Below are 2,833 nucleotides of genomic sequence, written 5' to 3' on the forward strand. Positions count from 1 at the left end.
GTTTCCAAAGCCCTGATTTCTTCTGTCATTTTCAAATTTACGGTAATTGCCACTGCCCTGTGCGCCATACCAGGCTGCCCCATTACATCCGCCGCCTACCTGCTTGTGTTCCTGATAGCCGATTCTCTGACGTTTTACCAGATAACCAACACCGGCTGCCACAAGGACTGTTGGCCAGATTAAACGCCCTGCCATTCCCCAGCTAAGCAGATTCCAGGAGCTCATTAAAAAGAAAACACCGATACAAAGTCCAATTACATTTGAAGATCCAGGTTTATGCTCAATCATACTTAATGCAGAAGGGACAATAATAAACATTGTCCACCATCCATCAAAAAACGGTGAAAAATTTAAAATTCCCAGCATATCTCCTGCAATCCCCAATCCTAGAACCAACCACACAATTCCCCATAATATATTCGAAATACGTTTACGCATGTCCCATCACCTTAATTCCCCTCTGCCTTAATCTCCGGCTTTCCTCCGAAAAATGAATAGTTCTTTAATCTTCCATTTTCCTTCCTAATGATTCTTATCCTATAGTATAAACGTTTCTTAGAAAAAACACCAGTGACTTTTGTCACATTTATTAAATTTTATGATATTAATAAATTAGTATTGACATTTCCTGAAAGATATGATTATATTAACATATGAATAGTTGTTCATGTGTTTCAACTTTAAAAATCAAATCAGGAGGTACCTGTTATGAAAGATCATAAAGCAGAACAAGGTAACAAAAAATCTTTAAACACGAAAATGAATCCGAAACACCAGCATGATGAACATTGCAGTTGCGGACATTCACACGAAGACCATGCACATCAGCACGAAGGACATTCACATGCCGGGGATGACAGTTCCTGTGGCTGCGGCTGCGCTCACGATTCCGATGAGCATGAACATGAACGCCACCACCACTCTCACGAAGAATGCGCCTGTGGCTGTGACCCTGATCACGAAGATGATTCGGAAAATGAGCAGGCATGTACCAGATCCCACACGCATTTTGAATGCCGGCATATTCAGACTCCCGGTCATCCCGATGACTGTACCTGTGAATTATGCAATCCCCACGTAGAATACTGTGATGTCTGCGGAGAAAGCCTTTCCAGGTGTACCTGTAAAATGCCGGATGCAGATAACAAGAAAAAAGTTTATATCCTGGAAAATCTGGGCTGTGCAAATTGTGCCGCCAAAATGGAGCGTAAAATTAAAGATATCCCGGAGGTATCATATGCTGCAATTGCTTATGCTACAAAACAATTAAGAGTGTCTGCACCTGACCCTGATGCTCTTCTACCAAGAATGCAGGAAATTTGTGCTTCTATTGAACCGGATGTAAAAATCGTCCAAAGAGGTGCTAAAACACCGGGAATCCAGGTGACAAATACTTATACCATCGAAGAATTAGACTGTGCCAACTGCGCAGCTAAAATTGAACGTATGATCAACAATCTTCCGGAGGTAACAAATGCAACCATTACTTATGCCACAAAGCAGCTTCGCATAACTGCAAAAGACCCGGATAAATTAATACCGGAAATACAAAGAATTGCAAAATCCATTGAACCGGATGTTGTCATTACGGCAAGAGATACCACGCCCAAAGGAAGAGATATTCTTTCCAAAAAAGTAACAGACCTGCCAAAAAGAACTGTTTTCTTTCAGGAACACCGCTCTATTATTGAGATTATTGTAGGTGCACTCCTCTTAATTGCCGCTAAAGTAATGGAGTCAAAAAATATCGGTCCTGCACCCGTGTTTGTGGTTTATGCCGTTTCTTACCTGGTTCTGGGCTGGAAAATTGTATGGACTGCAATTAAGAACATTACCAAAGGTCATGTATTTGATGAGAATTTTCTGATGAGTATTGCAACAATCGGTGCTTTTGTTATCAGTGACTATGCAGAAGCAATCGGCGTTATGCTCTTCTACCGTGTAGGAGAATATTTTGAAGACCGTGCCGTAGAAAAGAGCCGCAGCCAGATCATGGATGCTGTAGATATGAGGCCGGAAGTGGTGAATCTCGCCATCGGTGAAGACGTTCAGGTTATTCCAGCAGGAGATGCCCAGGTTGGCGACATTCTGGTTGTACGTCCCGGTGACCGCATTCCATTAGACGGAGTGATTATAGAGGGCGAAAGCCGAATCGATACTTCCCCTGTTACCGGAGAACCGGTACCTGTAAAAGCTGGCTATGGAGATGAAGTCACTTCGGGCTGTGTGAATACTTCGGGGCTGATTAAAATCCGTGTAGAAAAGGTTCTGGAAGATTCCATGGTAACCAGAATACTGGATTCCGTTGAAAATGCAGCCGCCAGTAAGCCAAAGATAGACCGGTTTATTACACGCTTTGCCAGAATTTATACGCCGTTTGTAGTGGCTCTGGCTGTTTGTACCGCTATTATTCCATCCCTGATCACAGGTGACTGGAATCACTGGGTTTATACAGCGCTTACCTTCCTGGTAATCAGCTGCCCCTGTGCCCTGGTACTCAGCGTTCCGCTGGCATTTTTCTCCGGCATCGGAGCCGGATCCAAACGTGGAATCCTCTTTAAAGGCGGTGTTTCACTGGAAGCATTAAAAGATGTTTCTACGGTTATTATGGATAAAACAGGAACCATAACGGAAGGGAACTTCCAGGTTCAGCATGCGGTTCCCGCCAATGGATTTACCTCGCAGGAAATCCTGAAGCTTGCAGCCATATGCGAACTGGATTCCACACATCCCATCGGAACAAGTATAGTAAATGAAGCCAGAAACCAAAAAATGGAGTTAAACCGTCCTGCATCAGTGGAAGAATTAGCCGGTAAAGGGATCCACGCCGTAA

The 2,833-nt window shown here is 43.6% G+C and carries 2 protein-coding genes; one reads left to right on the forward strand and one right to left on the reverse strand.

Annotated features, from left to right (window positions below; all coding sequences use genetic code 11):
• Window positions 1-438 (reverse strand): hypothetical protein (locus ACH2DQ_RS15615; protein WP_395027353.1); only part of this gene is annotated, 438 nt, incomplete at its 3' end.
• Window positions 439-708: 270 nt separating this feature from the next.
• On the opposite strand from ACH2DQ_RS15615, the gene ACH2DQ_RS15620 reads away from it, so the two are divergent.
• Window positions 709-2,833: HAD-IC family P-type ATPase (locus tag ACH2DQ_RS15620; RefSeq protein ID WP_395027355.1), on the forward strand; the 2,125-nt coding region annotated here is incomplete at its 3' end.

This window comes from Robinsoniella sp. (assembly GCF_034124845.1).